At 69.9% G+C, this 5450-nt stretch carries 5 protein-coding genes and 1 pseudogene; 3 read left to right on the top strand and 3 right to left on the bottom strand.

What is annotated here, in order from left to right:
• The 3 genes and pseudogenes from IEY93_RS37085 to IEY93_RS37075 form a co-directional block, all read right to left on the bottom strand.
• Positions 1–428, bottom strand: a 428-nt coding sequence (locus tag IEY93_RS37085) for a hypothetical protein (protein ID WP_189167839.1), incomplete at its 3' end; no start/stop codon positions are given.
• Positions 425–1261 (bottom strand): annotated as a pseudogene (locus tag IEY93_RS37080) (IS5 family transposase). The pseudogene IEY93_RS37080 and the gene IEY93_RS37085, both read right to left, overlap by 4 nt.
• A 255-nt stretch (positions 1262–1516) precedes the next feature.
• Positions 1517–2179 carry a TetR/AcrR family transcriptional regulator gene (locus IEY93_RS37075; protein ID WP_189167838.1) on the bottom strand — a complete coding sequence of 221 codons (663 nt, stop codon included), beginning with the start codon at positions 2177–2179 and terminating at the stop codon, positions 1517–1519.
• A gap of 124 nt (positions 2180–2303) precedes the next feature.
• Here IEY93_RS37075 and IEY93_RS37070 point away from each other — a divergent pair, with 124 nt between their 5' ends.
• Genes IEY93_RS37070 through IEY93_RS37060 form a run of 3 tightly spaced genes read left to right on the top strand, consistent with a single transcriptional unit; the run spans position 2304 to position 5241 of the window.
• On the top strand, positions 2304–3740 hold the full coding sequence (locus tag IEY93_RS37070) for an aldehyde dehydrogenase (protein ID WP_189167837.1): 1437 nt from the start codon (positions 2304–2306) through the stop codon (positions 3738–3740).
• Between the two features lie 17 nt (positions 3741–3757).
• Positions 3758–4780 carry an aldo/keto reductase gene (locus IEY93_RS37065; RefSeq protein ID WP_036329965.1) on the top strand — a complete coding sequence of 341 codons (1023 nt, stop codon included), beginning with the start codon at positions 3758–3760 and terminating at the stop codon, positions 4778–4780.
• A gap of 47 nt (positions 4781–4827) precedes the next feature.
• Complete coding sequence (locus IEY93_RS37060) at positions 4828–5241, top strand: carboxymuconolactone decarboxylase family protein (protein WP_030510994.1); 414 nt, start codon at positions 4828–4830, stop codon at positions 5239–5241.
• Positions 5242–5450 lie beyond the last annotated feature (209 nt).

The following is a 5450-nucleotide window of genomic DNA, read 5'->3' as shown; positions in this document are numbered from 1 at the left end:
TAGGGGCGGGGCTGGGCGAACAAGCCGGGCTCGGTCTCGATGAGGATGCCGCGGCTGACCAGGCGTTTGAGCTTGGAGCGGATGTTCTCGGTGTTCTTGGACACGATGGGCAGGTCCAGGGCCTGGCACAGGTCGCGAGCGCGTAAAGGCTGGCCGGTGTCGGCGAAGATGGTCAGGATCTGCTGGTAGGCGGGGTGATCGGGAACCGCGGCCGGTGGTGCGGCCGGCTCGGCTTCGCTTTCGCCGTCGGCGAGCGACAGAAGGGTCTTGCGGGTGATGCGCAGATGATCAATCGCCTCGTCGAGTTCGCGCAGCCTGGCGGTGAGTTCGTCGATGTGGGCGCGGGTCTGCTCGGCCTCGCCGGTCAGGGCGGCCTCGCGTGCGTCGATCTTGTCCAGCAGCACTCTGCTCGCCTCATGGTCGGTCATACGCCGCGCCAGGAGATGCTCGAGGTGCCGGTCAACCGGCGGGCCATCACGTCGCTCATCGCCCAGTACACCCGCGACTCGGAGCTTGCAGGGCGGTGTTCGTAGTCGCGGACCAGGCGGCGGTGCCAGGCGAGGATGCCGTAGGTCCGCTCCACCACCCACCGCTTGGGCTGAGGGACGAACCCCCTGTCGGCGGGGTTACGCTAGACGACCTTCACGTCGATGCCGAGCGCGGCGCCGTGGTCGACGACGGCGTTCTTGAACCCCTGGTCGACCAGCGCCGTACGCACGCTGCCGGGCGGTATGGCGACGGTGAGCCGGTCCAGCAGGACGATCCCGGCGGCGTTGTCGTGCACCGATGCGGCCAGTACCACGACCGCGATGACCAGGCCCAGCACGTCCACGGCCAGGCCGCGCTTACGCCCGGGCACCTTCTTGCCCGCGTCGCGGCCCGTGATGTCGGACGGGACTCCGGCCGCCGCGTGGACGCTTTGGGTGTCGAGCACCACCAGGCTCGGGTCGGCTGATCGCCGGTGTTTCTCGCGTGCCTGCCAGCGCAGCAGGTCGTGGATCGTCTGGTCGGTGCCGTCGTCGCGCCATTTGGCGAAGTAGTAGTACACCGCGCTGCGGGGCGGCAGGTCGTGGTGCAGGTAGTCCCACTGGCAGCCGGTCCGGCTCTGGTAGAGGATCGCGTTGACGATCTCCCGCAGGTCGTATCTGCCCGGGTGGCCGCTGACCGAGGGGTGCGCGGCCTTCCATGCGGTGATCACGGGCTCGATCAGGGCCCACCGTTCGTCGGATAAGTCGCTTGGGTACGGCTTGCGCTCGGTCACACCGCCATCACAGCATGCCCAAGTCCATTGATCGGCCGTAACGCTACAAATTCACGCGATTACACCACGCAACTCAGGCATACCCTTGCGAATCACCCTCTGATTGCGGATCTGGGCACCGCTTCGATCACTTGGGCGTCGTTGGTGCTCCTGGTCGCCGCCTGCGTAGCCGTGATCGGCGGTAAGAAGCACGCCTTCCCCAAGGGTGCCTGAAGCAGATGGCCACGGGCCCCAAGGACCACTCCGGCACCCGCTTCATGCACGGGTGAGCAGGCCGGCGAGCGTGGTCTGAAGGATCTCTCCGTACATGGTGGCGAAGTCCACCCGGGAGCCCGCGAGCCGGGGGTCGGCCGTGGCCTCGACGACGGTCGGGGTCGGGTTGCTGAACGGCCACAGGCCCACCAGTGAGACGACGGCGTACTCCGTCAGGGTGAGCGCGGCGTCCGCGGTGAGGGCCAGCACCCGGTCCCTGACCAGCTTCGCCAGCCTGGTGCGGTGTTCCAGGTCGACGAGTTTGTAGATGCGCACGGTGTCGGCGGAGACGTTCCGCTCCAGGACGCTCGGCAGCAGGCTCCACAGTTGGCACAGGACCGGCCGGGCGGCGAGCGAATCGGCCCAGGCCAGCATCACCTGGTCGGGCTCGCACGGCGCGGCCGGCCACTCGTCCGCCAGCGCGTCGAGCCAGGCCAGCCGGAGCCTGGCGAGCAGCCCTAGGAAGACGCCCTCCCGGCTCTCGAAATAGCGCACCACATGCGTCTTGGACACCCCGAGCCGGCGCCCCAGCTCCCGGAGGCTGATCTCGTCGGCGGGCATCTCGGCCAGCAGCGCCTCCGCGGCGTCCAGGATCTCCTGCTTGCGGAGCTCCCGGTGCTCGGGCCGCCTGGCCCGCTGGAAGGACGGCGCCTCCACCTCGTCCATCGAACCTCCTCGCGCACCGCGGATCACGGCTCCCACATTAGCGGTCCATCGGACACTTGATACGTGTCCACTGGACCGCTATAGTCATAAGGGTCCGATGGACACCTATATGAGGAGTATTTCCGTGATCACTTACCCGAACCTGTACGTCGGCGGCCAGTGGGTCGCCCCGGCCACCGCGGACGTCCTGGAGGTGCGTTCCCCGCACGACCGCTCGCTGGTCGGGACCGCGCCGCACGCCGCCCCCGCCGACGTCGACCGGGCGGTCGCCGCCGCCCGCCGAGCGTTCGACGAGGGCCCCTGGCCCCGGATGAGCCCGCAGGAACGGAGCGCCGTCGTGGAGCGGTTCTCCAAGCTCTACGCAGTCCGCGCCGAGGAGTTCGCGGCCCTGGTCACCTCCGAGAACGGCTCGCCGCTGTGGTTCACCCGCTGGACGCACCTGCAGTCCCTCCCGGAGATGACGGAGGCGTACGTGCGCGCCGCCGCCGCCCTCGGCTGGGAGGAGCAGGTGGGCGCCGTCGGCGATGCCACGACGCGGCTGCGCCGCGAACCCGTCGGCGTGGTGGCCGCGGTGATCCCGTGGAACGCACCCCACCAGTCGGCCCTGGTCAAGCTGGTGCCCGCGCTGCTCGCCGGCTGCACGGTCATCCTGAAGGCCTCCCCGGAGACGGCGCTGGACGCCTTGGCCCTCGCCGAGGTCTTCGACGAGGCAGGCCTCCCCGAGGGAGTGGTGAGCATCCTGCCTGCGGGCCGCGAGACGAGCGAGCACCTGGTCGCCCACCCCGGCGTGGACAAGATCGCCTTCACCGGCTCCACCGCGGCCGGCCGGCGCATCGCCTCCATCGCCGGGGAGCAGCTCAAGCGGGTCAGCCTGGAACTGGGCGGCAAATCCGCCTCGATCATCCTCGAGGACGCCGACCTGACGGCGGTCGTGGCAGGCCTTAGGGCCCTGTCGCTGGGCAACAACGCCGAGAACTGCGTGGCCCACACCCGCATCCTCGCCCCGCGCAGCCGCTACGAGGAGGTCGTCGCGGCGCTGGCCGCCATGATGGAGGACGTCCGGGTCGGCGACCCCTCCGACCCCGAGACCTTCATCGGGCCGATGGTCCGCGCCGACCAGCAGCAGCGGGTGCGCTCCTACATCGAACTCGGCGTCGCCGAAGGCGCCCGGATGGTGACCGGCGGACTCGAGACCCCTGACGGGCTGGAGGGCGGCTACTACGTCCGTCCGACGCTGTTCGCCGACGTCGACAGCGACATGCGGATCGCCCGCGAGGAGATCTTCGGCCCCATCCTGGTCGTCATCCCGTTCGACGACGAGGACGACGCCGTCCGCATCGCCAACGACTCCGAGTACGGCCTCGGCGGTGGCGTGTGGGCCGCCGACCGGGAGCACGGCATCGAGGTCGCCCGCAGGATCCGGACCGGGTGGATGACCGTCAACGGCGCCGCCCCGACCTACGACGGCGCCTTCGGCGGCTACAAGAGCAGCGGCATCGGCCGCGAGTTCGGCGCCGCGGGTCTCGCCCAGTACATCGAGTACAAGACCATCGCCGCCTGAGGACCAGGAGGACCATCATGTGCGAAGCCCGTGTCACCCTCGGGCACACCGACATCTCCGTCCGGCCGATCGGCCTGGGCTGCATGGGGATGTCCCAGTTCTACGGCGACGCCGACGAGGCGGAGTCCGTCGCCACGATCCACGCCGCCGTCGAGGCCGGCATCGACTTCTTCGACACCTCCGACATCTACGGCGCCGCCGGCGCGGCCACCGGACAGCCCCAGAAGGGCTTCGGCCACAACGAGGAACTGCTCGGCCGCGCCGTGCGCGGCCTGCGCGACCGGGTGGTCCTGGCGACCAAGTTCGGGGCGCGGCCCTCGGAGGAGGGCGGGGTGGTCTACGACGGCCGCCCCGAGTATGTGGCCGCCGCCTGCGACGCCAGCCTGCGCCGCCTCGGCGTCGACCACATCGACCTCTACTACATCCACCGCCTCGACCCCACCGTGCCGATCGAGGACACCGTCGGCGCGATGGCCGACCTGGTGACCGCGGGCAAGGTGCGCGCCATCGGGCTCAGCGCGGTCGGGCCGGACATACTTCACCGGGCGGCCGCGGTGGCGCCGATCTCGGCTCTCCAGAGTGAGTACTCGCTCTGGGCCCGCGAGGTGGAGCAGGAGGTGCTTCCCACCTGCCGTGAGCTGGGCATCACCTTCGTCCCGTACAGCCCCCTGGGGCGAGCCGCGCTTGCCGGCCGCTTCACCAGCGGCACCTCGTTCTCCGGCGACGACTTCCGCTCCACTCTGCCGAAGTTCCACGAGGAGAACTTCGCGGACAACCTCCGCCTCGTCGAGGGGCTGAAGGCGTTCGCCGACGAGCGGGGACACGCCCCGGGCCAGGTGGCCCTGGCCTGGCTGCTCGCCCAGCCGTACGACATCGCGCCCATCCCCGGCACGAAGCGGGCGGCGTACGCACGCCAGAACGCCGCCGCGACGGCCGTGCCGCTGAGCGCGGACGACCTCGCCTTCCTCTCGGGCCTGTTCGACCCAGCGCTGGTGCGTGGCGGGCAGTACGGCGAGCTCAACGTCCGCCCCCAGCACTGATTTGCGCATTCCGACCCTCACAAACGACAAGCGATCGAGGAACCACCATGACCGACGACCAGCAGGAATCCGGCTACGCGGCCGCACTCGACACGGCCGCGCGGCTGCTCGGCAGGCGGCTGGAGCCGTTCCTAGAACCCGGCCCGGGCGAGCCGGCCAACGCCGCGGACTTCACGCGCCTGGCCACGCTGCACACCTTCGGCGACGCATGGCCGCGCACCGACGTTCTCGACACCCGCACCCGCGCCATCATCTCCGTGACGATCGCCGCCACCCTGGGCACGCTCGAACCGCTGCGCGGACAGCTCCGCATCGCACTCGGCAACGGAGTCACTCCACAAGAGATCGTCGAGGCGTTCATCCACATCGAGGCGTACGCCGGCGCCGCCCGGGCCTTCGACAGCTATCAGATCGCCCGGCAGGTCTTCCAGGAGATCCACGCAGCCGAACAGCCCCGGTGAGAGCCGCGCGCAGTGGTCACCCAGGCCAACCTCAGGTGGCCAGGGTGCTGCTCGCGAAGAGGTTCTCCATGACCGCCGGGGCCGCAGGCCATGGACCTGCCCATCGTGTCCAAGAACACCGAGAACATCCGGTCCAAGCTCAAACGCCTGGTCAGCCGCGGCATCCTCATCGAGACCGAGCCCGGCTTGTTCGCCCAGCCCCGCCCCTA

It is taken from the genome of Sphaerisporangium melleum (genome assembly GCF_014646695.1).
In the GTDB taxonomy this organism is placed as follows: Bacteria; Actinomycetota; Actinomycetes; order Streptosporangiales; family Streptosporangiaceae; genus Sphaerisporangium; species Sphaerisporangium melleum.
The sequence above is the reverse complement of the archived record's forward strand: the minus strand, read 5'-3'. Positions and strand labels throughout refer to the sequence as shown.